23 protein-coding genes and 1 tRNA gene are annotated in these 26451 nt (G+C 33.9%); 9 read left to right on the top strand and 15 right to left on the bottom strand.

The window, feature by feature from the left end; all coding sequences use genetic code 11:
• Positions 1-409: 409 nt before the first annotated feature.
• From KO529_RS10035 to KO529_RS09980, 12 genes are all read right to left on the bottom strand, one after another.
• Positions 410-3589 (bottom strand): type I restriction endonuclease subunit R, encoded by a 3180-nt coding sequence (locus KO529_RS10035; RefSeq protein WP_215947758.1) that lies wholly within the window; start codon positions 3587-3589, stop codon positions 410-412.
• A gap of 4 nt (positions 3590-3593) precedes the next feature.
• A complete protein-coding gene (locus tag KO529_RS10030; RefSeq protein WP_215947757.1) occupies positions 3594-4301 on the bottom strand; it encodes a hypothetical protein in 708 nt (235 codons plus the stop codon).
• A gap of 14 nt (positions 4302-4315) precedes the next feature.
• Positions 4316-5365: a PD-(D/E)XK nuclease family protein gene (locus KO529_RS10025; RefSeq protein ID WP_215947756.1), complete on the bottom strand. Its 1050-nt coding sequence runs from the start codon at positions 5363-5365 to the stop codon at positions 4316-4318.
• 6 nt (positions 5366-5371) lie between these two features.
• Positions 5372-6562 (bottom strand): restriction endonuclease subunit S, encoded by a 1191-nt coding sequence (locus KO529_RS10020; protein WP_215947755.1) that lies wholly within the window; start codon positions 6560-6562, stop codon positions 5372-5374.
• On the bottom strand, positions 6559-8070 hold the full coding sequence (locus KO529_RS10015; RefSeq protein ID WP_215947754.1) for a type I restriction-modification system subunit M: 1512 nt from the start codon (positions 8068-8070) through the stop codon (positions 6559-6561). Before KO529_RS10015 ends, KO529_RS10020 begins: the two co-directional genes overlap by 4 nt.
• A 160-nt stretch (positions 8071-8230) precedes the next feature.
• Positions 8231-8881 (bottom strand): NUMOD1 domain-containing DNA-binding protein, encoded by a 651-nt coding sequence (locus tag KO529_RS10010; protein ID WP_215947753.1) that lies wholly within the window; start codon positions 8879-8881, stop codon positions 8231-8233.
• A complete protein-coding gene (locus tag KO529_RS10005) occupies positions 8871-10322 on the bottom strand; it encodes a primase-helicase family protein (RefSeq protein ID WP_215947752.1) in 1452 nt (483 codons plus the stop codon). The genes KO529_RS10010 and KO529_RS10005 overlap by 11 nt, the downstream gene beginning before the upstream one ends.
• A 227-nt stretch (positions 10323-10549) precedes the next feature.
• Entirely contained in the window at positions 10550-11401 is an 852-nt protein-coding gene (locus tag KO529_RS10000) for a hypothetical protein (RefSeq protein ID WP_215947751.1), read from the bottom strand.
• A 299-nt stretch (positions 11402-11700) separates the two neighbouring features.
• Positions 11701-11952, bottom strand: coding sequence for a hypothetical protein (locus tag KO529_RS09995; protein WP_215947750.1), 252 nt, complete (start codon positions 11950-11952; stop codon positions 11701-11703).
• Positions 11953-11969: 17 nt separating this feature from the next.
• A complete protein-coding gene (locus KO529_RS09990; protein ID WP_215947749.1) occupies positions 11970-12947 on the bottom strand; it encodes a DUF3871 family protein in 978 nt (325 codons plus the stop codon).
• Entirely contained in the window at positions 12928-13818 is an 891-nt protein-coding gene (locus KO529_RS09985; protein ID WP_215947748.1) for an AAA family ATPase, read from the bottom strand. Before KO529_RS09985 ends, KO529_RS09990 begins: the two co-directional genes overlap by 20 nt.
• An 87-nt stretch (positions 13819-13905) precedes the next feature.
• Entirely contained in the window at positions 13906-14274 is a 369-nt protein-coding gene (locus KO529_RS09980) for a hypothetical protein (protein WP_215947747.1), read from the bottom strand.
• 318 nt (positions 14275-14592) lie between these two features.
• Here KO529_RS09980 and KO529_RS09975 point away from each other — a divergent pair, with 318 nt between their 5' ends.
• The 8 genes from KO529_RS09975 to KO529_RS09940 all read left to right on the top strand — a co-directional run bounded on the left by KO529_RS09975 (position 14593) and on the right by KO529_RS09940 (position 22538).
• On the top strand, positions 14593-14871 hold the full coding sequence (locus KO529_RS09975; RefSeq protein ID WP_215947746.1) for a helix-turn-helix domain-containing protein: 279 nt from the start codon (positions 14593-14595) through the stop codon (positions 14869-14871).
• A gap of 253 nt (positions 14872-15124) precedes the next feature.
• A complete protein-coding gene (locus KO529_RS09970; protein ID WP_215947745.1) occupies positions 15125-16105 on the top strand; it encodes a DUF4365 domain-containing protein in 981 nt (326 codons plus the stop codon).
• Between the two features lie 323 nt (positions 16106-16428).
• Entirely contained in the window at positions 16429-16890 is a 462-nt protein-coding gene (locus tag KO529_RS09965; protein ID WP_215947744.1) for a hypothetical protein, read from the top strand.
• Between the two features lie 5 nt (positions 16891-16895).
• Entirely contained in the window at positions 16896-17654 is a 759-nt protein-coding gene (locus KO529_RS09960; protein ID WP_215947743.1) for an HNH endonuclease, read from the top strand.
• Between the two features lie 153 nt (positions 17655-17807).
• The gene (locus KO529_RS09955) at positions 17808-19778 is read left to right on the top strand and encodes an AAA family ATPase (protein ID WP_215947742.1); all 1971 of its coding nucleotides are present in this window, start codon (positions 17808-17810) and stop codon (positions 19776-19778) included.
• The gene (locus KO529_RS09950) at positions 19771-20619 is read left to right on the top strand and encodes an HNH endonuclease (RefSeq protein WP_215947741.1); all 849 of its coding nucleotides are present in this window, start codon (positions 19771-19773) and stop codon (positions 20617-20619) included. The genes KO529_RS09955 and KO529_RS09950 overlap by 8 nt, the downstream gene beginning before the upstream one ends.
• Positions 20620-20912: 293 nt before the next feature.
• A complete protein-coding gene (locus tag KO529_RS09945) occupies positions 20913-21329 on the top strand; it encodes a hypothetical protein (RefSeq protein ID WP_215947740.1) in 417 nt (138 codons plus the stop codon).
• Positions 21330-21479: 150 nt separating this feature from the next.
• Positions 21480-22538 carry an AlbA family DNA-binding domain-containing protein gene (locus tag KO529_RS09940; protein WP_215947739.1) on the top strand — a complete coding sequence of 353 codons (1059 nt, stop codon included), beginning with the start codon at positions 21480-21482 and terminating at the stop codon, positions 22536-22538.
• A 27-nt stretch (positions 22539-22565) separates the two neighbouring features.
• Here KO529_RS09940 and KO529_RS09935 read toward each other — a convergent pair whose 3' ends face one another.
• The 3 genes from KO529_RS09935 to rseP form a co-directional block, all read right to left on the bottom strand.
• Positions 22566-23765, bottom strand: coding sequence for a site-specific integrase (locus KO529_RS09935; RefSeq protein WP_215947738.1), 1200 nt, complete (start codon positions 23763-23765; stop codon positions 22566-22568).
• Positions 23766-23995: 230 nt separating this feature from the next.
• Positions 23996-24069 (bottom strand) — tRNA-Asn (locus tag KO529_RS09930).
• A 104-nt stretch (positions 24070-24173) separates the two neighbouring features.
• Positions 24174-25490, bottom strand: coding sequence for an RIP metalloprotease RseP (rseP, locus tag KO529_RS09925; protein ID WP_215947737.1), 1317 nt, complete (start codon positions 25488-25490; stop codon positions 24174-24176).
• A gap of 163 nt (positions 25491-25653) precedes the next feature.
• Between rseP and KO529_RS09920 the strand changes: the two genes are divergently transcribed.
• On the top strand, positions 25654-26328 hold the full coding sequence (locus KO529_RS09920) for an SCO family protein (RefSeq protein WP_215947736.1): 675 nt from the start codon (positions 25654-25656) through the stop codon (positions 26326-26328).
• The last annotated feature ends 123 nt before the right edge of the window (positions 26329-26451 follow it).

Here is a 26451-nt window from a genome sequence, read left to right as displayed (position 1 = left end):
TTTTTGACGTTCATTTGAATAAATGATCTAGCGCCCACGATAAGATCTGTTATAAAACATAATAAGAACTTGGTTTATAGAAGACATTGGACAATTTTTGCATAAACACAACAATTAAGCACGATCCGTTAGAAATAATAAATTCTTCCTCTATAGGCTAACTCAATTATTTGCATAAATATTTAAATACCCAGAAATTAGGCATGATCCTTTCTTATCAATGTTGGATAATTGGAACGTATCTAAAAAGAAAAAGCCCAGTAAAACTAACGTTTTACCGGGCCTATCTGCTCCCCCTCTTGGGCTCGAACCAAGGAAGGTAACCTTTTGTAATACAACTATTTGACAACTTGCCAAGTTAATGGGTAACCGAATTGTATGCCCTTTTTCTTATATAATTTAATTATTCTTAAAATTCTTTTGTGAATGCATTGGCCAATACTTCACTCTGTTCCAGGACTCTGTCCGCTTCCATACGTGCCAAATCTGGCGGATAGCCATAACGCATTAATATTTTCCGTACGGTTACTCTCAATTTAGCTCTAACATCACTTCTTTTACTCCAATCAACCGTGGCATTTTTACGAATTATATCAACTATATGATGGATGAGTTCCTTCATTTTATCATCATCCAAGAATTTTGTTGAATCATTTTGATTTAGGACACTATAAAAAGCATATTCTTCCTCGGTTAAACCTAGTTCAACTGCTTTATGATCCTCTAACCTCATTTCACGTGCAATAGCCGATAATTCTTCTAATACCTGCGCTGAATCTATCTGATTGTTATGATATTTTTTTACAGCACTTTCAATCATTTCTGAAAACTTTTTAGCCTGTGCTATGTTTTTAGATTTTCTAACTCTTACATCATCGCTCAACAACTTTTTAAGCAACTCATAAGCCAAGTTCTTTTGTTGCATGTTTTTTACTTCCAATAAAAACTCGTCAGATAAAATGCCGACGGAAGGTGTTTCAATACCAGCAGCACTAAAAACATCAATTACCCCATCACTACTTAGAGCGTCATCTACAATTTGTTTAATCGCTGTTTCAACGTCATAATCAGATTTTACCCCAGAGGTTGTGAACTTATTGATCCGTGCCTTTACTGCTTGAAAAAATGCTACTTCATCCTTTATAGTATTAGCTTCCCTACTTGGAATAGCCATAGCAAATAACTTGGACAGGGATGTTATTTCTTTTAAAAACCTGTCCCTTAATTTTTCACTCGACAATATATAGTTTTGAGCACCCAATAAAACTTGTAGTTTTACATTAGTTTCTGCTTGAAAATAAGCTTTATAGTCGTAGTTATGGAACATCTGTTCAATGATCTCAAACTTTTCTATCATCAAAGCAACGGCTTCAGCTATATCTACAAACGCTTTTCCTTCTCCACCACTCTGTAAATAGGTTGCCATGGCATTACGTAATTCCTGTCCTATTCCGATATAATCTACAATTAAGCCTCCTGGCTTGTCCTTATAAACTCTGTTTACACGTGCTATGGCTTGCATCAAGTTGGCACCTTGCATTTTTTTGTCAATATACATCGTGTGCATGCTTGGTGCATCAAATCCTGTTAACCACATATCACGAACAATCACCAATTTTAATTCATCATTGGGGTCTTTCATTCGAGTTGCCAACTCCTTACGTTGTTGTTTAGTAGTATGGTGAGGTTGAAAGCTTTCTGGATCATCAGACGAACTCGTCATTATGACTTTAATAGTCCCTTTATCCCGATCTTCATGGTGCCATTCTGGTTTCAATTCTATTAATTGAGCATATAGATCCACACAAATTTGACGTGTCATACCCACAATCATGGCCTTACCCTCAAATACTTCTTGTCTGGCTTCAAAATGGGAAACAATATCTTCCGCGACGTCTTTTAAACGTTCTGGATGCCCAACAATAGCATTAATAGTGGCATTTTTCTTTTTAGCTCTTTCTAATTGCTCTTCCGTGGCACCTGAAATTTCATCTACCAAGGTGTCAATTTCACTACTAACTTCCTGATCCAATTTAATTTTCACCAAACGTGATTCGTAGCTGATAGGAACTGTTGCGCCATCATCAACTGCTTGTTTAATGTCATACACATCAATATACTTTCCAAAAACTGCTGGTGTTGATTTATCTTCTTTTTCAATAGGTGTGCCCGTAAAACCAATATAAGAGGCATTTGGCAAGGCATCCCGCATATATTTGGCATTGCCATAGCGCAGCTCTGAACCTTCCTCTAACTCTACAACACGGCCTTTAAAACCATATTGACTGCGGTGCGCCTCATCAGCAACTACCACAATGTTGGTTCTTTCTGATAATGTGTCATGTACATTGCCTTCCTCCGGACTGAATTTTTGAATAGTCGTAAAAACCACTCCCCCACCGGAAACTTTGAGCAATTCTTTTATATGTTCTCTACTCGTTGCCTGAACAGGTGTTTGTCGTAATAAACCAACACAGTTACCAAAGGTTCCAAACAACTGATCATCCAAATCATTTCTATCCGTTAAAATAACTATGGTAGGATTCTTCATTTCCGGATGTGTAATAATCTTTCCACTATAGAACACCATAGTCAAAGACTTACCAGAACCTTGTGTATGCCAAACCACGCCTATTTTTTTATTGCCATCCACGGAATGTGTTGCACGTATTGTTTGTTCTACTGCCTTCTGAACTGCATAATATTGATGATAAGCAGCTACCTTCTTTACCTTGCTAATAGATATTAAACCAGTTGTTTTATCTACTTTTTCTTCGCTTTCAAATACCGTACAATACCTTATTAAATTAAGAAGCACTTTCTTATTTAACATGAACTCTGAAAGGGTTTGTAGTTCAGTTAAGCCATAGGAGACTTTTGGTTCTGATGCTTTTGCCAAATCATTTGGATGTTGAATTGAAAGGTCATGCGCTGGTTCCTTAGGGGCTTTCCACGTTAAAAATCTTGATAAGGGCGCTGACAAGCTAGAAGCTTTCGCATCAATACCATCTGAGATTACACACAAAGCATTGTAATAAAATATACTAGGTACCGCACTCTTATAATTTTGGATCTGGGTATAGGCTCTATGAACCGTGGCTTTTTCATCAGTCGCATTTTTGAGTTCTACAATCACTAAAGGCAAGCCGTTAATGTAGATTACCACATCTAATCGCTTTTCAGAATTATTTTCCTTAACCACCAATTGATTGATTGCCCAAAATTCATTGTTTTCTGGGTTATCAAAATCTATGATTTGGACCTTTATCCCTTTTGTTACTCCTTCTTTTGTAAATTCTACAGTAACACCATTGGTCAAATACGTATGAAAACGCTCATTATTTTCCATCACATCTAATGTCCCTAAGTCTACAACTTTGCTGTAGGCTTCTGTAATCGCAGAGGATGGTAAGTTAGGATTTAGCTTTTCTAAAGAATTTCTAAACTGCTGTTCAAGAATTACACTTTCAAAACTTTTACGTTGTGGATTGGAGCCATATGGTGTAATATCTGGACCGTAATAATAGTTATAGCCTTGACTCACCAATTGGTCTATAAAAGCAATTTCTATGGCATTTTCATCGAGCATAATTTTACTCTTTATTTAATAATTCTTGCAATCTTGCTACAAAAACAGCTCTGTTATCATTACTAAAAGTTCTATCATACCCTATAAAATGGGTATTTAATTTTTTGTCAAAGCAATCGCCAAATTTATCAGTTTTCCAAGTGTCCTTTTGCCCACAACATTGAACAACAATATCATCATAAACCTTTTTACCTTCTAAAATAACCAGCTTAGGCTTAATAATTTCTATTAACTTCAAAGTAAATTCAGCACTCTTTTGGAAATAAGAATGGTGAAAACCATTTTCAATTTGATTTACTGTTTTATTAATATCGTTTCCATTGTTAGTAGCAATGTGATAAAAATTGGTTTTAACAACCTTATTCTCCAATAAATCTATAATTTTTACATTAGACCACTTCATTTGCTCAAAAAACTTGATAGTCTTTTCGGCTAAATGATATGTTCTAGGGTAATCCACCCTATAGTCGTCGTTGTACTTGTCCAAGTATGATATACGTTCATTATCAAACTGTACAGAATAGTGCCTTGTTTTATTACCCATGCCAGGATTGATCCCCACAAAGAGAATATCTGGCTTATCTATTAACTTGCCATCAATAACCTTAAAGCCATAATAAAGGCTTTTGGCTATTTCATTTTGGCGTAGTTTGTCATTAAGCGATGTATTGTAATCCAATACCTGTTCTTTCCAAGTTTCTAACGTTGTCATGCACGAAGTAATTATTAAAGAATTATATTCTGATTATCTATAAAATCATCCAATACATTTTTATAATTCACCAGCAAAGCCACAAGATCATTGTAAATTAAAGAATCATCAAGCTCAGTCACTTGCGCCAATAACATGGTTTCCTTTGCTTTTCGAAATGTTGGCTTTTTGTGTTTGATGCCAGCCCCTACCAAATAAGGCTTAAACGCACTATAAATCTTATTTCTGTTTCTGTTGTTTGTTTGCGGATAATTTTTAACTGCTACCCTAAAGTTGATTTTGATATTTTTTTCAGAGTATACCATATCAATGTATGGCCTAAGGGTAATGGTCGTGTTATTTTCATCCTCAATGGAAAGATCACGGTGTCCAAACCAAAACGCCAATAAGGGTTGCCGGTTATTTCCAACAGAACCCCAATCTGCCCATCTAAAATGAGGTTTATAATCCTTAAAAAAGCCTGTGCAAGACCACCAATCCCACTCACCTATTGGTTGTGATTTATAATTTTCAAAAGATTCTTTAGCTTTATCAAATAGTTGCTCCTTTTCGGCTATAAAGTTGTAATAACTAGTTACTATATCATTTTGTATACCTTGCTCTACCCCATGTCTTAATAGTGCCGAAAACTCTTTTACAGTATACTGGTAATATTCCTTACTTTTTACATCGTTGTAGCAATGTTGAAATCCTGTCTTGAAATAAATTGGCACTACCTTGTCTACTTTCTTGCTGATTATATTTTTGTACCTAGCGAGCTGGTCAGAGTGATTGGAAGTAAACACCTTGTCTTCTATTATTATACCTATACTTACCTTATCTATGACCAATTCAAGATACACATCTATTTTGTGGTACTGTGTTTGGAGTTTAAATGACTGTATACTGCTTAAAGGTATGTTCTTTGTAGCCAATAATTCCTTTAAAAAAGATGTACCCATTTTATGTAGAGGTTCATCACAAGTTTTGTAGTCTGGGTTTGCCCATTCTAATAACCAAGCTATAAATGCATCTTGGCTTAATTCACTAGTAGCATGATTGAACAAATTGGGTGCTTTTAGCATATTTACTTATAATTTCACTCTTATTTCTCCACTCATTAATTTTGGCAATAAGGTATCTCTTGTTAAAGTGAGGGATTGGATTTGTTTTGCGTTACTTAATATCTTTTCAAAAATTGGTTTTATTAATTTATCAAAATCTTTAAACGCTTTATTTGAAGGAATAACTGTTTCAAAGAATCTTAAAATATCTGTTTTCAAATTAACAAATACACTTCCACTTCCTTGTTGCACTAGTATTGGTTTAATATGAAGAAAAAGCAAGTACAGATATTCATTAGAAACTTTTGAGCTAGGAAAATGCATCCAACCATCATGAACACAACTATCAACCGCTAAAAATTTAGGCATTCCTGGTGTTGCACTATTGGATAACACTAAATCTCCTGCCTTTTTTAAAGTTGTTTTTTTTAAACCTTCAACTTTTATATGTTCTTTTATTTCAAATATATAGGGAGAATCAGTAGCCGTTGCATCAGAAATTTTTAACCATCTATAACCTGAATCTGAAATATAATCTTTAATTGGTCTTGGCGAACCTCCACGTTTTATTTTTGTTAAATCTCCAATTGTTCCTAAAGTCCACCCCTCAGGTAATTCATCACCAATTTGGTATTTACCAAACCATTCTTTAAAAATAGTTTGTGCTATGGTTTCTAAGGTGGTGTTTTGTTGTTTTAAGAGATTAATTTTATTATCAAAACTATTAATCAATGAAGCTACATATTCGATCATCTCTATTTTTGGAACAGGAACTTTTAACTCCGCTATTGCTCCCGTATTCAGAACTTCCTGTGCTGAACCAGTTGATATAGATAAAAGTAATTTTTGTCCAAAAGGTGAACGAAGTAAAATCTCTAGGTAGTCACTATATTCTTTTGGTGGTCTTAAAAAAACACAATTTGCAACATTCATTTCTTCAAATTCGTCTGAAATTTTACAAACATCACCTCGATTTTGACCAACTCTAACAATGACTATATCTCCTTTTTTTAATTGACTTTTTTTGTTTTTATTGTGAAAATCTTTTGTGACATAAGCCAAATCATTCATGTCAATCCTACCTAATCGAATGTTTTTTGATCGTAAAAAAGGAATCCCTTTTTCTTTAGTTGAGAAATATTTTGTAGTTGAGCCAACATATCCAACAGATACTTTATTACAAATATCCTTGATTTTTATAAAATTTATAGAACTCATAAGTTGAATCCAATTTTAGAAAGTTGCTGTTTTATTTCTTCATTCAACGCTTCTTCTTTAACCATCTGTTTTTTTAAAGCTGTGGTTAATTCAGCCATTTTATCTTCAAAAGGAATACCATCATCTTCTTCATCTTCAATACCTACATATCTCCCAGGTGTTAATACATGGTTGTGTTTAATCACTTCATCTGTTTTGGCAGATTTACAAAAGCCTTTAACATCCTCATAATTTTCACTCTTACGCCAATTATGGTATGTTTCAGTAATTAAATCAATATCCTCATCAGCTAAATCACGATGGGTCCTATCTTTCATATACCCCATCTCAGAAGCGTCAATAAACAATATTTCTTTACTATGGTTACTCTTTTCCCGTCTTAAAAACCAAATACAAGCCGGTATTCCGGTATTGTAAAACAGTTGTTTTGGTAAGGCTACAATGCACTCTACCAAATCTTGCTCTACCAGGTTTTTACGTATATCACCTTCCCCCGAGGTATTGGAACTTAAAGACCCATTTGCTAACACAGTTGCCATAACTCCTGTTGGCGCTAAATGATATAACATGTGCATCATCCAACCATAGTTAGCATTGCCACTCGGCGGTATGCCATATTTCCAACGGGCATCATCTTGCAAAATTTCTATACCCCAATCCTTTTGGTTAAACGGTGGATTGGCAAGAATATAATCTGCTTTTAAATCCGGGTGTGCATCTTTTAAAAATGAACCTTCTGTATTCCAGCTTACAAACTGTGAGTTTATGTTACGTATAGCTAGATTCATTTTAGATAGCTTCCAGGTAGTTTGGTTACTTTCCTGTCCATATACCGTAATGTCACTTATCTTTCCTTGGTGTTCTGTGACAAACTTTTCACTCATAACAAACATTCCTCCAGAACCGCAAGCAGGGTCAAAAACTCTGCCTTTATAAGGCTCAATCATTTCTACCATTAATTTTACTATGGCTTTTGGCGTGTAGAATTGACCTCCTTTTTTACCTTCAGCATTGGCAAACTCGCCTAGAAAATACTCGTAAACTCTACCAAAAAGATCCTTGGAATTTTCATTTTCTGCCTGGAGCTCTGTATTGGAAATTAAATCTATTAACTGCCCCAAGGAGGCTTTGTCCAAATTAGCCTTACCATATACTTTTGGAAGAACATTTTTTAGCTCTGAATTCTCCTTTTCAATAGCTTCCATGGCTTCGTCTATGATTTGTCCGATGGTGGCTAATTTCGCGTTATTGTGTAAGTGTGTCCAACGTGCTGTGGATGGTACAAAGAAAATATTTTCAGCTAAGTATTCATCTCTATCTTCTGGATCACTCCATTCATCCGCTTCCAACTTCTGGTAAAGCTCATTGAAGGTTTCAGAAATATATTTTATAAATACTAAGCCCAATACAACATACTTATATTCGGCTGCATCAATGTTTTTACGGAGTTTATCAGCTGCTTTGAAAAGGTTTTGCTCAAAAGTAGCACCGTTATTTTGTTTTGCCATTTATATGGATATTCAATTAAAATTTTTAAGTTTTAAATGTAAGCAAAACATTACTTAACTCAGCCACAATTTGATAATGTAAGACAAAAAGAAAGCCATAAATTACTTTTTATGGCTTTACTTTATTAACATTATAACTAGAAAATTCAAAGAATTTCTGCTAAGTGGAGTATTTCCAAATATAACCCCCCGACTTATCACGTTCACCTCTGCAGCATCTTGAAATACAGGTTTTGGATATTCCCGTAATTCTAGATGCTTCCGCTACAGATCTGTATTCAGCAACAAAACTATTGTCTAGGTTAAATTGCCCAACCTGTTTTTTTCTTTCATCAACAATTCCAACCGGAAAAGTAGAGGAATAAGTCCACAAGTAGCCTTTGCAGGTTTTACTTTGACCCGTACACGCATTTCCTATACAAGTTTTATATGCACTAACTGCATTAGCTGCACTTTCCAAGCTATCAAAGGTATTTATCAGGCTACCGTCTATAGTGTATTGATAAACGGATTTTTGCATCCCACCTCCTGAATCGGAATTAAGTCCATTTTCCATACTGTCGTATTTCATAATGTAATCCTTTTCCTTATGAGCCAACTCATTAATAGTGGTGGCAGTATCGATCTGCACCCACGTAAATGCCTCTGGGCCCTGAGTAGCTATTGCTTCTTGAAATTGCCCTCCTAAGCCCTTATTGGCCTTTTGGACATGGTCTGCCCTACGGGATTCCATCGTTTTGGTAGTGGCTCCGATATATGATTTACCACTTTCTTTATGGGTCACCTTGTAAATGATTCCTTTATTTTTCATCGTCCACCATTTTAATAGTTTTTAAAATAAAGATATACTTACCTCCAGAAGATTTGTCATCATATTCTAACTGTTTATGACTAGCAAACGCCTTTAGCCACTTTGTAAATTGGTGGGATGTAACATCCTTGTGGATAGGGTATTTTTCAAGGAATGACTGATGGCATTCCCTTTTATCAATCCATTTATCAAAATCTATAGAATCGTCCATATAAGACACGAATTCCTCCGAAGTATCATTAATCAATTTATTCTTTACCAGATTTATTGGATCAGGAATAATCAAACCTTTCTGGAAATAAACTTGGACGCAGTCCATCATTAATGCATCAAATGTGTTCCATTCATCGCTGTTCCAGTCACTAAAAAAGTTCTTCTTAAAATCATCTTTGGGCTGATGATCCACACTGTAATAATTTGCCACCTCAAATTCACAACGTCTTCTTTCGTCTGTTGAGCCACCCGTACCTTTCACCGGATAATTACTACTAACGATAAATTTGGGGGCGTTTTCGGGTCTAATATAGAATTCATGTTCATATTTCCGTTCCACCGTAACCCCTGAAGTTATCATGGAATACATGGTTTCTAAACTGAAATCTCTTTGCACGTCATCGTATCTGACCAAATCTGTCGTTGGAGTGATTCTTTGATTCCTAAACCAGCTGCCGGTTTTGATATTTTTGCCATCCATACCAACCAATTCTCTCATTTTGCTCAGTGCTTCCGTTAAAAGTGTTTTACCAGATCCACCATTTGCCTTACCATCAAAAGAAATGTTTTCGTCAACAAAGATCACTGCTCTAGTCAATGACGTATTCTGGTAACGATGAAGTAAATACCCAAATATCGACATTAAAGCGATTATCCTTTCAGAATTTTGGCCAGCAAGATTGTACATAAATTTGTAAAAATCTGATGCGAGGCCATTAGCGGGTTTATAATCTCTTTTTAAAATCCTTGAATCCCATATCTTATGAGGTAAATGCTCATATTCAACCTCTTCGATATTGCCCATGGTTACTTTTACTGCTGTATTTTTATAATAGAACCAGGCTTCATCTTTGGGATCCTTGTCGATAGGAATCTGTACCGTCCTGAGCAAATTATTTTTTCCTTTGTTAATATAGGTGGAAACACCTGTGGAAAAGGCTTCCAATACTTGAGCCTGTTTGTTGGAGGTCAGAAACCCCTTAATGTAATCAATCATTTCATGATCCGGAGCATCCGAAACGATGTTATTCTCTACCCTAACAACAGATATTCCATTTTTAGTGGCTGTTTTGCAAAAGCCTCCCTTTTCTAAAAATTTAGTCAGTTCATATTGTTTTATTTTTACTTTTCCGTCCGAAGCAATTGTCCAAAAGGGCATATTCCCTTTTTCAATTGAATTTTTCTTGTTTTCGTCTTTGGCTAAAGACTTTATTTCTAATTCTGCCATATATTACTTTTTATAATTTTAATAAAATTTTAAATCCCATTTCCTTTAAACTAGTTGTTATGTAGGATCCGTTAGATTTTCTGGAGCAAGGATATGAAGTTTATAGAGATTTTAATCTACTAAAAATTCAAAACGTAGTACATGCGAAGTACAGATATAGCCTTAATTAATAGGCATATTCATCATTTTAAAATGATAATTATTATAAAAAATATTTATGCGTAGTATTAGCGAAGTATAGGAGTTTTTAATATTTTATTTACCAAAATATTATCCAATTTCTCCTTTGTTTTCGGGGTGACTTTATAAGTCCTTAAGTCTGTAAAAGTGATTGTTTTTAAATGGGTGCTACTGACTTTTAGAAAGCATTTAACAGCAATTCTCCACTTATAACTTCCCTTGTCTTCAAAACCAAGATCAGTTCTATTAATTAATTCAATGAAGTATTTTAGTTCAGAGGTATGTCCAATCCATCTTACAGGATTCTCAACTTTAAGGTTTTGAAAAATATAAAGAAAGTCAGCTTCGACAGTGTCCCCTCCCAATAATTCATTATCTATTAACGCGTGGAAAAGTTTGGTCAATGTGCCCCAATGTGCCTTTGGAAGATATTTAAAAGAATTATTGCTTTTTCCATCACGATCTTCATAGTCTATGTATTCAACAGTTAATTCATTAATAAAATCAGATAATATGCCAGCAAATTTCCGACCAGTTTTGTGGTTTCTAAATTTTTCCAGTTTACGTATAAGCTTTTGTTTTAATGAGTTCCCATAGGCTATCTTTTGAACAAGCGGAATAGTGGCCGTTATAAACTCCTTAACAAAACTGTTTTTTATATCTATGAGTGCTGACTTAAATCCTGAAAGTTGGTATTCTTCAAATTTAATAACGACTTCATATTCTTCTACTTCCTCCAATGGTAAGGGAAGTTTATGTATTTGTATATAACTTTCAGTGCTTATAGAACCATCATAGTCAATACCAAAATAGTCAAATCTTTCCTTGGAAAATTCGTTTTCAAGGTGTCTTTCATTTAAGAAATCATCCAATACTTTTACCTTATCTACTAATCCCAATTTTATCCAATTTAATTTCCCAGCGGTTATAAAAGTAATATCATTGATGAAAATAGTATCACGTTTTAGCTATTATATAATAATCTAGAAAAAACTAATTGCAAAATATATGGCCAAAAATAGGGTATGTAAGACTATAACGGATAAGAAAGAAAAAAGGTTGAAGTCCATTTGACCCACCTCTTTTCTCTCCTTTTCCAATATGCACATAACGTTTTCAGGGGTTTTTTGATATAGGAGAAACCATCTCAAAAGCTTGGTTATCCAAAATACAGCATAACTCCTATTGAACTTAATGGTTAATCTACAAGGATGTCGAAATAATAATAGTAATAGGCAGCTCCCTCTATAACAAATACAGTCTTTAAATCCATAGTTACTTTCACACGCTCCACCCAAACAACTTGCCCTTTGTACAACTGCCCAACAGGCCTCAATACGGCCACTTTAAAGGGTGTAAAAAGTTGTTTCAGTATATTGTTCCAAGTGACTATATAGATCCACTCAGACGAGCTGTGTTTAAGCTGTTCGGCCAGGTCTTCTTTGTTCATAAAATATCCAAGAATCCTTAATTCAAAAACCAGTTTTCACTTCGGTTCTGCAAAGAATCAGCTAATCCTTGGACAAACTCAAAAGCACTGGCATTTCGCTCAAGGTTTGAGTCAATATAACTTGACTTGTTGGCTTCGGTCATTAAATTGTAAAAATTCCATAAGCTAATTTCCCTATTTGAACTTCTTGAGAAATTAGGATCCCCATAATAATTTTTAACAACGACTCCAATTTGGTTGTCATTCATTGCCAACGCCAACTTGCCAACTTTTTCTGTCTTATTTAGGTGTTGGTACATTCTCATTTTGCCTAAGGTATGTGCGAACTGAAGTTCATCTAATTGAAATTTACTCATTCGTTCTAAATTCCCTAAAAACCTATCCTTATCAAACTGATGAATTAACTCGTGTATTTTATCCTTCAATTCAGCGACACTGCTCACTCTTATGTCCGCATTTAATCCATCTGTACTTATAGCTAAATTGGTACACACTAAATTTTTAAATCCTATAAACACCTTGAACTTCTCAAGATTTCTTTTACTATACAGGTTTTCCTGATTTAAGGCCCTTACACCACCTATGGTCAGGGACAAGCTATTATTATTAACATTTTCTGTCAAACTTGGCACTTCAATCATGAAGGCACATCGTTGGTAGTAAATAGTCTTTTCTTCAGGTTTTAACTCCTTAACTGGTTTACCAATAGCGGATGGCACCCTTCCTTTGATTACATGAGATATTCTTATGTTAGGTGGTAATATCCTAGTTTCGGCAAAATTTGCCCTTGCCACCTCTGTAGTAGCATCAATAAATTGAGCATGCGAAATTGTAGATTCATTGTCACTATAAACTGGTATAATGCATTCCCTTTTAAGATGATCTAATGTCACCTGTTTCGTGTTAGCTTCTATAAAGCTCCCTTTTGATATTGTAATATCTTTTTCAGAAATAATCTGATTCTCTATATTATTCTTAACTGTTATCAGTTCCATTTTCTTGGTTTTTAGATTGTTGTATAATTTGTGTGTTTGAAATTACCTGAGATTGTATATTCTCCAATAGTTGCTTCTTTGCCATTATTCTTGGCTTGATAGTATCCTGAATATTTGGATATTTGGAATAGATATGTCTAAGTCCCTCGATACTTTCGCAAGCCTCAATTTCGAGTCTAACCCTTTCTTCTCCTGTTCCGGATCCTTGGTCGCACCACTGAATTATCTTTTTACCAGTACTTGCATTGATCACAAATTCTGGCTTGTCGATAAATAGCCCTGTACGATCCTTTGATGCCTTTGCATTATGGGCACTATCTATATCGAAAACTATAGTAAATTCATAGTCAAGATCATTCCTCTGAATGGCCTTTAAGCCAACCTTTTCAGGAACCATTTTACCATTCTTTTGATTTAGCACATAGTCCTGCTTTACTCTCATAGTTGAAATGATATGGGCATCAGAGCGGAGTAGTTTATTGATAAAGGCATTTTGCCTAGGTGTCACCTTACCCCAATTAGTGAAGCTATTGCCCAACATATTACTGTGGACATCCAATAGATAGTCCCAACAGTGAGATATACTATCAATTATAATAACTTCCATTCCTGCTTTTTCACAAAGCGAAATTGCTTCTATATACCTCTCTGGAGCATATGGAGGTTCAAAGGAGACCACGTTATAGGGGCCTAAGTGGGCATATAGGTCTGCTGACCTATTTTCAGTATCTATTATAGCTGTTTTGGTGAAATCTCCACTCACCAATCCCTTTGCAATGAGCAGTGAAGAATAGGTTTTTCCACTTCCTGCACTACCCTGTAGTGCCAGCTTTATTTTTGCTTTTTTCCTTTCGGATGTTCTTATTTCCATTGTAGCTATATTATTTAGTTTGTTAATAAAAAAGGACTTCTACATAGTTCATAGAAGTCCTTACCTCGAATTTGATGACACTTGGAATTAAACTACATCCTTATCATCAACTAATTGTTTTGCTACTTGTAGCAGTCCAGAAAAGTCTTCAGCGGTTGATCTTTCGGCATTGGAGAGGTGACTCATCCTTATTTGTGGATTACCTTCAGAATCGAAGGATAGATTGCACAAATAATCCTTGCCCGGTTCAATACCATACTGGTAATTCGAAAAATAGCACATAGCAGTGCGCTCTACCTCTTCACCGTCCGGCAAATTAAACTTTAGAGTTACCACTTTGAAAAGCTTTTGATTGGAGTTTTCCAATTCACTTTTTCCAATTTTCAATAAGGTTGCATTGAATAAAAATTCTGTTTCGCCCGTCTCCGGATTTTTAATTTGTTTGTAGTTGGTCATACTGATTAGATTTTAATTATGAGATAAGCCAGTCCTATCTCCCAGGATTTAAAAAGGGTGGGATGAAGTTTGATTCCATGAGCGAAGCGAATGCAGGCTAGGTAATGGCACTTAGGGTTGCCAAAAGTAAAATAGTCTCTTAAACAGGGGTCGGATGGCCTAAATGGGTATTTGAAGAAAGATCCAATTAAAGCAAGTACCCAAGCATCCAAAATTACAATTGGGGAGGGGCTTCTTTATAGTTTATTCAGTGCATGACTTTTTGAAAAAAAAATTAAAAAAAATTTTAAATTCAGGAAAAACGATAAAAGAATAATTATGAAAAATTTCAGATTTGAGGATTTACCCGCGGCCTTGGAATCAGTCCTTGAAAAAATAACCATCATTCAAGAGGAACTGGAAAATATCAAAAAGTATTTCCAACCTAAAGAACCTGTCGAGCTAATGACTAGACATGAAGTGGCGGATTATCTTAAAATTGATATTTCGACGGTTTATAATTGGACAAAGAAAGGGACGATAATCTCTTACGGAATTGGCTATAGAGTGTACTATAAAAGGAGTGAGATAGAGTCTAGTTTAATTAGAATAAACTAATTATATCACTACTCATTTTTCTTTCATCTCTAACTAATTTACAAGAATTTTATAATCAACCTGTATTATGACCACAGTCACCACGATAACTCCTGTGACTCCCACAAGGTGTACTTTAAAAAATAATGCACTACTTAGTCTAGCAGAAATAACGATTATGAGGTTTAACCCAATTAAACTATTTTAGTAGACATAAAGGGGATATAGTTGATAGCTATATCTAATTGTTGGCAGTCAGCAAAAGCAAAAGAACATGATCACCTATAAACAAAGGCAAATAACTAAGAATGAAGCCACAGGAATGAGAGTAGTTTCTCAATTTGTTCAGGAGTTTTGGGAGTGTGGCTGGCAACCTTTCGAGCAAAGAAATGACTGTGGAATTGATGGGGTTATCATTCTAAAAAAAAGAGGGACAGAATTAGGAGTGAGAATTAATGTTCAAGTTAAATGTGGGGGTGGATATATTTCAAGCTTAGATAATGAAACCATTAAATTTAAATTTAAAAGCAAGCCTAACCTTGAAAAGCATATTAAATACTGGAAAAAACAAATCGAACCTGCTGTTTTAATCTTTATTAACCCTGGTGATAGAATATCTAATAATCAGTCAGTTGATACCGACAAAGTCTTAAACCAAAAAACTAGATTAAACCCGGAAGCTTGGTGGGTTGATTTAAAAAGTACGGATCTAAAAACTGAAGGAATAGATACTTTAATAAACATCCCATTAAATCAGAAATTTGGAGAACATAGTAAAGGTGACTTTATAAAATTGTGCAGTAACTTAATACATTCTATTACTTACCCAAGGTTACATCTCGAAAACGATTACAAGAAGATTTTAATAGGTGATCAGCAAAAATCTAGGGATTTCTTCAAGAGATGGAAATCAGAAAACAATGGACTCTGTTATTGTTTAGCCCTAAGAACAAACATAATAATTTCCAATGTTGCTTGGAAGCACATTACTTCTAAAAAAAGAGGAACAGAACGAATAACTTATTCTTTAAAATCTTTAGGAATAGCTAAACAAATTGTTGAACAAGTAGAATTTTACACTACTTTCAATCAAAGAAAGACAACTAAAAATTATACCGTGAGTAAAATAGGAATTAAGGCCCATGTAGAAACTAAAGAACAAAAATTGGGATTAATTCAAGTTGTCTTAAATGTTAGAGATGATTTATATGGGAACAGAAAAGTTTGGCTTTATTCGATACATCAAATAAAATAGGTGGTTCACCCTACACTTCGTCCGTTAAGACTTCTAATGACTAGCATCGATAAAGCAAGTTGGTAAACCGTCCTATTTCGTTCAAAGTTACTAAAAAAAATAAAGCAGAACTGAGAACACTGTATATAGCAAATAGGGATTTCGGTTGTTAATGAAAGTTCACTTTTATTATCCAATACCGCCAAATATGTAATTTGGCTTTAAAATGAATAAGTTAAAAATAAAAATTTGGCTCGGTGCAAAACTGAAAGTTTGTTATTTTCTATTGCCCCAGTTACCATAATCTAATCGTTGGCAGAAACTAAAAGAAACTTCAAACAATTATGATAGAATGGATAAATAATAAATTTGGTACTGATTATTCAGTTCAAGAATTAGATGAAATTAAGGATTTTACCTTAATCTGGAATATTTTTGAGAATACAATATTTAATGCTCGCTTCTCAATAAATTTATTAGAACAAGAAATAGTCAACAGAAATCCAAATTTTGAAGATTTTCACGAATGTTTTAATTATTATCAGAACAGATATGTCGTAGAAAATTCAATTAGTAATCGCTTTCAATACTTGAATTTTAGAAGAAACGATAGGGAACAATTTGTAAAAGATGTGTTATTAGGTCATATTATTGCTGATAACGCTAAAGTTTTAGCCATTGGAATTATAGTATACAGGTTGCGTAATAATTTATTTCATGGGTTGAAAAACTATAGAAATTTAAATGGACAAGTTGAAAATTTTTCCAAAGCGAATACTTTTATTCAACGATTTCTAGAAATATAACAGTTATGTCAATTAGTGAGAAAAGTAGGAAAACGTTATGGGCAAGGTCTGGAAATAGATGTGCAATTTGCAGAATAGAACTTGTCACAGAAAAAGATGCTCACAATGTTAATTTAAACTTGGGAGAAGAATGCCATATAATTAGCAACAAGTCTAAAGGCCCTCGCCATAAACCAAAATACCTGGATGATTATGATGCCCATTCTAATCTAATTTTACTGTGTCGAAATCATCACAGAATTATAGATGAGCAAAATGAAACATATTCAGAAAAACTTCTTCATCAAATAAAAACCAATCATGAAAAATGGGTTAAACTAACAATAGATAAAGCTTCTAAAGAAGAATCTAAAGCTTCAAAGATGATTCTTAAAAGAATAACCTCTGGAAAAGAAATAGTAAATATTGTTAATGGCATGGATGTCTCAGAATTTGACCATGATGAATTAAAGACTCAGGAAGAAGTAGATGTTATTGGTTCGTTCTTACAAAACCTGCGAGATTGGGGAGACTTATTTGGTATGGGAGTAGTTGAAACACAACAGTCCATTGAAATTGGATTTAATCTTTCCAAAGATCTAAAGGAGATTGAAGACCTAGGGTTTATGATTTTTGGAGATAGTCGAAAATCTAAAATGACAAATGACCAGAAAGATGATTTAGGCACTTGGAAGATAGCCACGATTGTTATTAAGAGAAATGATAATACTGAGATTATTAATTTAAAAGAAGTCGCAGACATAATAGATAAAAACAAGTGCTGAATCAACTGGAATGCAAATAGTTAAAAAAGGCTGTATTGTTCGAGAAATGTTGGAAAAGGTGGAAGACCTAATCAATGCACAACTTGGAGGAATTATTTCTTTTTGGGAATGTGATAATTAAAAAATATAATTTCTGTAGCTGGATAATTTTTTATGGGAGAATTTTCTATTAACGAAAAAAATAAGTTGCAGCTTTTTTCTGCAATAAGAAAAGAACGGAATCCATTTGGTGAATTCGAAGATGGAAATGGCTATCTGAATTTTCTAGAAAGAATTTGGGATTTATCATCAATGCCTTCTGAGGACTCTCGATATGAGGATGCATTAAGAGAAATAATTCAACACACTATAAACAACGATGATTATGATGAAGAATACTTATTTATTGAAAGATTAAAGCTTACCAAAGATGATGAGGCCTTTGTCAGATTTCTTCAAACTGTTATTTCACCTGATTTTCGTAAAAATGAAGATGAAATTATAAAGTTTGTTTTATTAATAAATCAATACTTAGAGAAAGATACCCTTGAACTCTATCTTAATGAGTATAACGATGATGGACTTCCACTTTATATAATTAGACCTAAGACTAAAGAAAATGCATCTATTTATATAAAACATAACAACATTCCTTTTCATGTAGACAAAACAACTAGTTATAGTTTCGATAGAGGGACTGCACATAATAGACCGGTAAAATACCCCTCCTTTGTTTTGGCTCATAATTCTGGATGGAATGACCATAAATATTATACCCTTTTCTATTTATTTTATTATGATGTTGACACAAACAGAATCCCTATTGGTTCCGTAAAGGTTATGGATGAAGAAGAAAATAAAACTACCGTGATTCCTGATTCTTTTGAAAGCTTAAACACTTCCTTCTGTTCCCTAGGTCAAAGTTCCGATTATTATAAAAACTTGAAAGAGGTTTTAGGGAGAAATTTTGAAAGCGTCCTTTATGCATTAAAAGACTGTGCATTTTTTTTAGACATTCAAGAAAAATTTGAAAAAAAAGAAGCCTTTCGCCAATCCTTAATCCGAGTAGATAGAGCCGAAAGACTTCTTCGTGAAGCAAGATATATAGTGTACGATTATGATCTATCAAATCTTTATTCCTTTAATTATTCTTTTAAACCTATATTTTCAAAAGAACCTATTGATGTTGAGTTTAATTTTAATAACAGCAATGAATTTTCAAATAGAATTTATGGGATAATTGGTAAGAACGGTGCAGGTAAAACACAATTAATCACACACTTACCTAAGGATATTTCTAATAAAAAAAATGAAAGTTTTAGTCCGAAAACACCATTTTTTAGTAAGGTAATTACTGTGTCTTATAGTGTATTTGATAATTTTGAAATTCCTTCCAAAACAGCTTCATTTAATTACGTCTATTGTGGTATTCGTAACGATAAGGGTGAGATTAACTCTGAAAGAGGTTTACTACTTCGATTTCATAATACATGGAAGCGTATCGAAGAATTAGATAGAATTATTCAATGGCGTGATGTGTTATTAAATTTTATAGATGAAGAATTAGTAGATCAATTTATAGTTCCAGCGGAAAATGGAACTCAATTAAAACCAAAATTTGAAGTTGATATCACCGATTTTAGCGCGGTAAGAAAAAAATTAAGTTCGGGACAAGGAATCATTTTATTTATAATTACTGAGATTGTCGCAAACATTAGATATGATTCTCTATTATTATTTGACGAACCCGAAACACATTTGCATCCAAATGCCATAACTCAATTAGTTAATACAATCTACAACCTTGTGGAAGAATTTGAATCCTATTGTATCATTACAACTCATTCTCCTTTAATTATTAGAGAGCTTTTTTCTAAAAATGTTTATGTAATTGAGAAACACGAAAATGTTCCATCAATCCGAAGGATTGGGATAGAATCTTTCGGTGAAGATTCCTCTGTATTAACCGAAGAAGTTTTTGGAAACAAAGAAATTATAAAACATTATAAAACCAAAATAAAGGAGTTTGTAAGCGCAGGTTATAGTTATAATGCAATTGTTTCCCAAATTGAATTTGACCAAATTCCACTTAGTTTAAATGCTAAAATTTACATTAAAAGCTTAATTAAAAATAACGATGCGTAATCTAAATTCGTACAGTGGCGATGATTTTCAGTTCTACAAGGATATGATTGATTCGAAAAAAAAGTCACCTACTGATCCTGATTATAAAACAAGAGTGACATTACTCAATACATGCGTCGCGAAAAAATATATAGAATATCGTGCTTGCTTTGACGGGAATAATTTTAGTCTTTTATCTGCCCATCCATTCAACAACAACACTAAAACAGATCTCCTAAAGCTTTACTCGTTTAAGAGTAAAATAATTCAAAATCTTAAAATTAAAATTACTACTACTGAAACTAAGAGGATTATTAATACTTGCCAAAACTGTACCATAAGTGAAATCAATTCATTTGATCATTTAATTCCAAAAGAAGAGTTTTCAGAATATGCGGTTAATCCAAAAAACCTATTTCCGTCTTGCACTAAATGTAATTCGTATAAAAACACGAAATGGAAAGATCAAAACAGTAATCCTTTATTTTTGAATCTATATCTTGATATTCTGCCAGAGCAACAATATCTTTTTGCAGATATTAAAATTGAAGATAACGTAATAACGGTCGAATTCTCTCTTAAAAACCCAAATAGAATTGATGAAAACACTTTCAATTTAATATTAAGTCACTACACTGAACTTCACTTATTAGAGAGATTTACAGAAAATATTGATTCAGTTATAACTCCTTTAGAAAATACAATTAATAAATTCAGACAAAAATTACCTTTAAATGAAATAACGGATTTGATAATTGAAACTAGTGAAGTCAACAAACTTTCTTTCGGACATAATTACTGGAAGTCAATTTTAGAAATTGCATTAGTAACTAGCGAAGAGTTTTTACAACGATTTGTATAAATAAAAATAAAAAAAACTCTATTTATAATGGCATATTGTTATCCGGCTCAGTTTTATCTCCTTTTAGGGAAGCCTACACTTTTATTATAGCTAATAGTAACCTCATTAGCCATTATGACATGGGAAACAATTCCAAAAACAAAAGGTTACAATATAAAAATGAGATTTATATTTGACCAAAAGAAATACATTTAGAAATCAACAAATGCCGTATAAAAAATTCCAATGGTACAAAAGACGGTGCACAACACAAAAACTGAATTAATAATATTCTGAACTAAAAATAAAGTTACGTGAAAAATTTTAATGCTATTTTCTTGGGTGAGGCCTTTACTGTTCCAGAATTTTTACTTTTTATGGTAGGAGTTGTTGTCGTAATGGCAATAGTGTTGACTTTGATTTCTACTGGTGCAGAAAAATCAAAAGAAATTACTAAAAATTTAAAGGTCAAAATCGAGCAAAATAAACAAGAAAATATACTAAATGAAAGTATTCAAAATAACATGCGAGAATATCAAGAGTCTAAAAATAGTTTCCAGTATTTTTCAGACGACGGGCTTTTGAATATTTATGAACAATACCAAAATGGAACAAAAAGTTCAAATATGGAACAATTGGCGTTAGAAGAGGAATTAGTCAAAAGAAAAATAATTGACCACTCACCTATGCACGAAAAATTATATGCGATCAACAAGGAACTTTTTAAATAAAAAACTACTCACAATAACGTATAAAAATATTTGCTATTTTGTGATTAAATAAAGGTAGTTGCGTATTTGCTACATCTAAATTTCCTTCGGAAATTCCGCGCACACAAACACGCAACTATTCTTATACAAAACTGTTGTAACCACTTTACCATGATTTCAGAATCCGATTTCGAAAACCTACTGAAAAAAAGTGAAAGTTCAATATTAGACTTTAAGGAGGAGTTTTACGATTTTGGAAATGATTCTAATAAAAGTGCGACTTCAAAATTTGTTAAAGACGTAATATCATTTGCAAATACTATTCGACCAGAGACCTCATACATCATCTTTGGTGTAAGAGAGTTAACGAATGGTAAATTAGATTTAATTGGGCTAAAAGAAAAGTACGACGAATCAATTCTTCAGGATAAAATAAAAGACAAATTAACACCAAGACCAAAGTTTTCCTATTATTCAATACATTTCCAAGAAAAATTATTTGGAGTTTTAGAATTTCCTATTTACAAATATGAATTGCCTATTGTACCCTCCATAAATTCACTAAAAGGTTTAGAAGAAGGAAAAGTTTACTATAGAAATGGCTCTTCAAATACCGAAGCGGGTTTATATGATATAATTCGAATCAATGATTGGTTAAAATCCTTACCAGCCATATCTGAGAGTGTTTCTCAAAATGAAAATATTTCGGACTATTTAAAAGAGTTAGCAAAGGGAGAACAAAAACTATCAGCTATAATTTCAGAACTATTGGTGTTTTCTAAGAAACATAATCTGACTGAACTAAAAGAGTATTGCGAAACAGAAATAGCCGGTATTAAGTCAAATACTCCAGAAAAGTATCAATATCGAGCTCAAATGGTTTATTTATCATACTATCGAATTGAAATTAATCCATATTCATACATCACAACTACGGCTCAATCAGTTAAGAATGAGTTTGAAAAAAGTGATGATTTTTACAATTTTAAAATTGTAATGCATCAAACTCTACTAGAAATAGAAAGCAACATAGACCGTTTTAAGGGCAAAACAGATTCAACCTACGCTACTCTACAAACAAACACCCAAGCATTATTGGATATGGACAAAAAACATGACCTCTATCTCTATTTATTCTATGACAACTTTATAAACTTATATCGTAATATTAGACAAAAGGCGATTGACATCTTGATGAAAATACAAACTGGTGACAACAAAATCTCCTAAAAAAAGCACTAATCCAGTTATTATTAATTATTTTTTCATCAGCCTTACCATCTCCTCACTAACCCTCTTCTGAACAACCTTTCCATAATACTCCTGTGTAATCTTCATACTAGAATGACCCAAAAGCTCACTTACTATTTCCATGGGAACATCATTGTAAAGGAGCACAGTGGACGCAAAAGTTTTTCTAGCTATATGATGACTGATAGATTTATTGATACCTAAAATCCCTCCTATTTCCTTTAAATAGGAGTTGATCTTTTGATTACTGAATTTTGGAAGTGCACAATCCCCAGCCTCATCATATTTAACCAATATTGTTTTGGCTTTTGGTAACAAGGGAACAGATATCATCTTACTTGTTTTCTCCCTTTTCATTTGGATCCATTCATTGCCATCAAAGCCCTTAACTATGTGCTCTTTTTTTAGGTTTGCCATTTCATGGTATGCCAATCCGGTATAGCAACAAAAAACAAAAAGATCCTTAACCAGTTCAAGTCTAGGTTGGGTAAATTGATGCTCTTCGAGCAGCTTTAACTCATCTGTAGAAAGAAATACTACTTCTTTTCTGACCCGGCCAGGTTTGTGTTGTGCAAATGGATCTTTATCCAAATATCCTTCCGCTACAGCCACCTTAATAGGCTTCCTGAAGCGCTGTATAGCCTTGTTTAGGGTGACTTGTTTCTGATCCTTTACAGTCTTTAAATAATACTCAAAATCCTCTAAAAATTGAGGATTAAGTTTATTCAATGGCATGTCTTTTTTTTTATGCGCTGATAATATAAAGGCCTCAAGGTCATTACAGACATAATCAAATTTTTTCCATGTAGCTACCTTAATATCCTTATCGATTAATAGGGATTTTTTAGCTAGGAACCTTCTAAAATAGCTGACCACATTATCTTCCTTCTTTACTATTTTGCCAGCGTATTTATCAAAAATTTCATTAATACTATAATCATTGGAAGCTAGTTCCAATGAGAGGAAAGCATTATTTAGCTTTTGACCTATTAAGGAAAGTTGTCCATTTTTGCTTTTACATCCAGAGTCTCCAGTAAGAACTATTTGCCTTTTAGCATTCCAATATTCTGGATTAACAAATAGACCTGTAGAAAATTCCTTGCGTTTTTTCTGATAAGTAATTCTACATTTAATTGGACATAGTCCTTTTTGATTAAGCTTTGATTTATTTAAGTAAAACAAAACTGAGATTGATTGTTGATTCATGACCAATTGATTTAAGTGTTAAACAATTGGCACACAATTCAGATTTATAAATGGGACACCTAGGAATTTTAAAGGGACACCTAGAGGGACACCAAATATCCATTAATAACTTGGCAAGTTGACTTTTTATTGGAAAGTGCAGTTACTATACATAATGCAGCTAGATGCTGTAGAATATGCCTTAAACAAAAAATCCAACCTAAACAAATAGATTGGATTTCTATAAAAAGCTCCCCCTCTTGGGCTCGAACCAAGGACCCTCTGATTAACAGTCAGATGCTCTAACCAACTGAGCTAAGGAGGAGTGTATTTTTATCGCCTAAGCGGGTGCAAATATAAATGTTTTTTCAAATACGCCAAACAAAAAATGGCTGTTTTGCACCTAAATTTTAAAAATATTTATTTCCCCTATAAAAACTTCTTGATGATATTCCAGATATCGTTCCCAAATACCACTGCCATAAGCCCCATAAGTATAACAAAACCAATTATTTGGCCGGTTTCCAATACTTTTTCACTAGGCTTTCTACCAGAAATTATTTCATACAATAAAAACATTACATGCCCCCCGTCCAATGCCGGAATTGGCAGAATATTTAAAAATGCCAACCAAACCGAGAACATGGCCATAAAGTTCCAAAAGAAGGTCCAATTCCAAGTTTCAGGCATTAATTCTACAATTCCAATTGGTCCTTTAACCTGTTTGTAAGCACCTGTTTTGGTATTAAAGATTACCTTAAATTGCCTTATTTGATCCGTCAACACCTGAATGGTACGCTTATAGCCCGCAGGAATGGCCTCAAGAATACTATAATTATCGGTAACCCTAATATCGGTAATATCCAACTCTATCCCTATTACAGCTTCATCGGGAACAGTCAATCCCAAATGCTTGGTAGTACCGTTCCTTAATACGCTAATGTCTAATTCCTGATTGGCAGAGCTCTTTATTTTTGTTACCAATTCATCCCAAAACTCCGTGGACTCCCCATTTACCCCAATTATTTCATCTCCTGGCAATAGGCCTGCTTTTTCGGCTACCGAATTGGGAACCACCTTAGCGATAATTGCTTTTTTTCTATAATCCAAGAAATTTTTACCCTGGGTAGCAAAAACGGTCTCCTTGCCTTCATCCGACAAGGGAACGGTAATTTCCTGGCCATCCCTTTTAACCGTTACCTCATCCCCAAGAATGATATCTAAAACCGCCTCGTTGAATTTTCTGGTCTTCTTATCATCCACCATTAAAATTTGATCTCCGGTCTTCAACCCCAACTGTTCTCCAATTGAGTCCACCAGAATTCCATATTTTAAATTATCGGACGGTATATAGGTATCACCATTACTTGCCAACATAGTAGTATATATTACCCAAGCCAACAAAAAGTTTACAATAACCCCGCCTGTCATTATGATAAGACGTTGCCAAGCCGGCTTGGAGCGGAATTCCCAGGGCTGCGGCTCCTGCTTCATTTGCTCGGTATCCATACTCTCATCGATCATTCCGGCTATCTTTACATAACCGCCCAAGGGCAACCAACCAATTCCGTACTCAGTATCCCCAATTTTCTTCTTGAAAAGGGAAAACTTGACATCAAAAAATAAATAGAACTTTTCTACTTTCGTCTTAAAATATTTTGCGGGAAGAAAATGGCCCAATTCGTGAAGGATCACCAAAATGGATATGATAAGTACAAACTGTACAATCTGTATTGCTAACGTCATTAAGTATTTTTTTTTAAACTTTAAAAACGCACAAAAGTACATTATTACATGGTCTTAAAAAAAAAACTATTCCCCCAAAGGTCTTTTTAAGAAACATTTAGTAGGGATCGCCCTTTAGTTGCTTGAAATATATTGCCGTCTACCTTACCTTTACCAAAAAAAAATGCGTTCGTTTTTTGCCAAATTCAAATTCTTCGGCATTGTACTTCTGATAGTTTCGGCTGTAATCATTACCCTCTTTTACAATGCCCTTCAACCTAAAGAAATTCTGCCTGTCTATCAACCAGCCATGGTAAACTTCGAATTGGTGGACAGCACCCTGCAGCACGTAAAAAAATACCACACCATTGCCGATTTTGCATTGACCAATCAGAACGGAAAATTGGTGACCCAAAAAGACTACGAGAACAAAATTTATATTGCCGATTTTTTCTTTACCACCTGCCCTACTATTTGTCCTATAATGACAAAAAATATGGCCGGACTTCAGGACAAAATTATGAACGACAATGACATTCTACTGCTTTCCCATTCGGTTACCCCTGACATTGATTCCGTTCCCCAACTAAAAAAATATGCCTTGGAAAAAGGGGTCAAGGATAGCAAATGGAATCTGGTTACGGGCGACAAGAAGCAGATCTATGAACTAGCCAGAAAATCTTACATGGCCGTTAAGACCGATGGCGATGCTGGTCCTTACGATATGATCCACACCGAAAACTTTATTCTGGTAGACAAGGAACGTAGGATAAGGGGATTCTACGACGGTACCAAAACGGAAGAAATGGAGAAATTACTGAACGATCTGAAAATATTGAAATCAAGCTATGAAGAGTGATAGTTCAAGTTATTCAAGAAAATGAAAAGATCAAAATATTAGATGGCCTTTCCTAATCCAAAACTCCAAGTCCCAACTCTGTTTCTTTGAAAATAATAGCTACTTGGCATCATTCCGAAGCAA

Origin of the sequence: Arenibacter algicola, from assembly GCF_018860365.1 — a bacterium.
In the GTDB taxonomy this organism is placed as follows: domain Bacteria; phylum Bacteroidota; class Bacteroidia; order Flavobacteriales; family Flavobacteriaceae; genus Arenibacter; species Arenibacter algicola_B.
Note: the sequence above shows the minus strand (reverse complement) of the source record. Positions and strands in the feature narration are given on the sequence as shown.

Coding starts and splice junctions, on each gene's coding strand:
- KO529_RS10035 (WP_215947758.1), bottom strand. CDS start 3,589: ATGCTCGATGAAAATGCCATAGAAATTGCTTTTATAGACCAATTGGTG.
- KO529_RS10030 (WP_215947757.1), bottom strand. CDS start 4,301: ATGACAACGTTAGAAACTTGGAAAGAACAGGTATTGGATTACAATACA.
- KO529_RS10025 (WP_215947756.1), bottom strand. CDS start 5,365: ATGCTAAAAGCACCCAATTTGTTCAATCATGCTACTAGTGAATTAAGC.
- KO529_RS10020 (WP_215947755.1), bottom strand. CDS start 6,562: ATGAGTTCTATAAATTTTATAAAAATCAAGGATATTTGTAATAAAGTA.
- KO529_RS10015 (WP_215947754.1), bottom strand. CDS start 8,070: ATGGCAAAACAAAATAACGGTGCTACTTTTGAGCAAAACCTTTTCAAA.
- KO529_RS10010 (WP_215947753.1), bottom strand. CDS start 8,881: ATGAAAAATAAAGGAATCATTTACAAGGTGACCCATAAAGAAAGTGGT.
- KO529_RS10005 (WP_215947752.1), bottom strand. CDS start 10,322: ATGGCAGAATTAGAAATAAAGTCTTTAGCCAAAGACGAAAACAAGAAA.
- KO529_RS09995 (WP_215947750.1), bottom strand. CDS start 11,952: ATGAACAAAGAAGACCTGGCCGAACAGCTTAAACACAGCTCGTCTGAG.
- KO529_RS09990 (WP_215947749.1), bottom strand. CDS start 12,947: ATGGAACTGATAACAGTTAAGAATAATATAGAGAATCAGATTATTTCT.
- KO529_RS09985 (WP_215947748.1), bottom strand. CDS start 13,818: ATGGAAATAAGAACATCCGAAAGGAAAAAAGCAAAAATAAAGCTGGCA.
- KO529_RS09980 (WP_215947747.1), bottom strand. CDS start 14,274: ATGACCAACTACAAACAAATTAAAAATCCGGAGACGGGCGAAACAGAA.
- KO529_RS09975 (WP_215947746.1), top strand. CDS start 14,593: ATGAAAAATTTCAGATTTGAGGATTTACCCGCGGCCTTGGAATCAGTC.
- KO529_RS09970 (WP_215947745.1), top strand. CDS start 15,125: ATGATCACCTATAAACAAAGGCAAATAACTAAGAATGAAGCCACAGGA.
- KO529_RS09965 (WP_215947744.1), top strand. CDS start 16,429: ATGATAGAATGGATAAATAATAAATTTGGTACTGATTATTCAGTTCAA.
- KO529_RS09960 (WP_215947743.1), top strand. CDS start 16,896: ATGTCAATTAGTGAGAAAAGTAGGAAAACGTTATGGGCAAGGTCTGGA.
- KO529_RS09955 (WP_215947742.1), top strand. CDS start 17,808: ATGGGAGAATTTTCTATTAACGAAAAAAATAAGTTGCAGCTTTTTTCT.
- KO529_RS09950 (WP_215947741.1), top strand. CDS start 19,771: ATGCGTAATCTAAATTCGTACAGTGGCGATGATTTTCAGTTCTACAAG.
- KO529_RS09940 (WP_215947739.1), top strand. CDS start 21,480: ATGATTTCAGAATCCGATTTCGAAAACCTACTGAAAAAAAGTGAAAGT.
- KO529_RS09935 (WP_215947738.1), bottom strand. CDS start 23,765: ATGAATCAACAATCAATCTCAGTTTTGTTTTACTTAAATAAATCAAAG.
- rseP (WP_215947737.1), bottom strand. CDS start 25,490: ATGACGTTAGCAATACAGATTGTACAGTTTGTACTTATCATATCCATT.
- KO529_RS09920 (WP_215947736.1), top strand. CDS start 25,654: ATGCGTTCGTTTTTTGCCAAATTCAAATTCTTCGGCATTGTACTTCTG.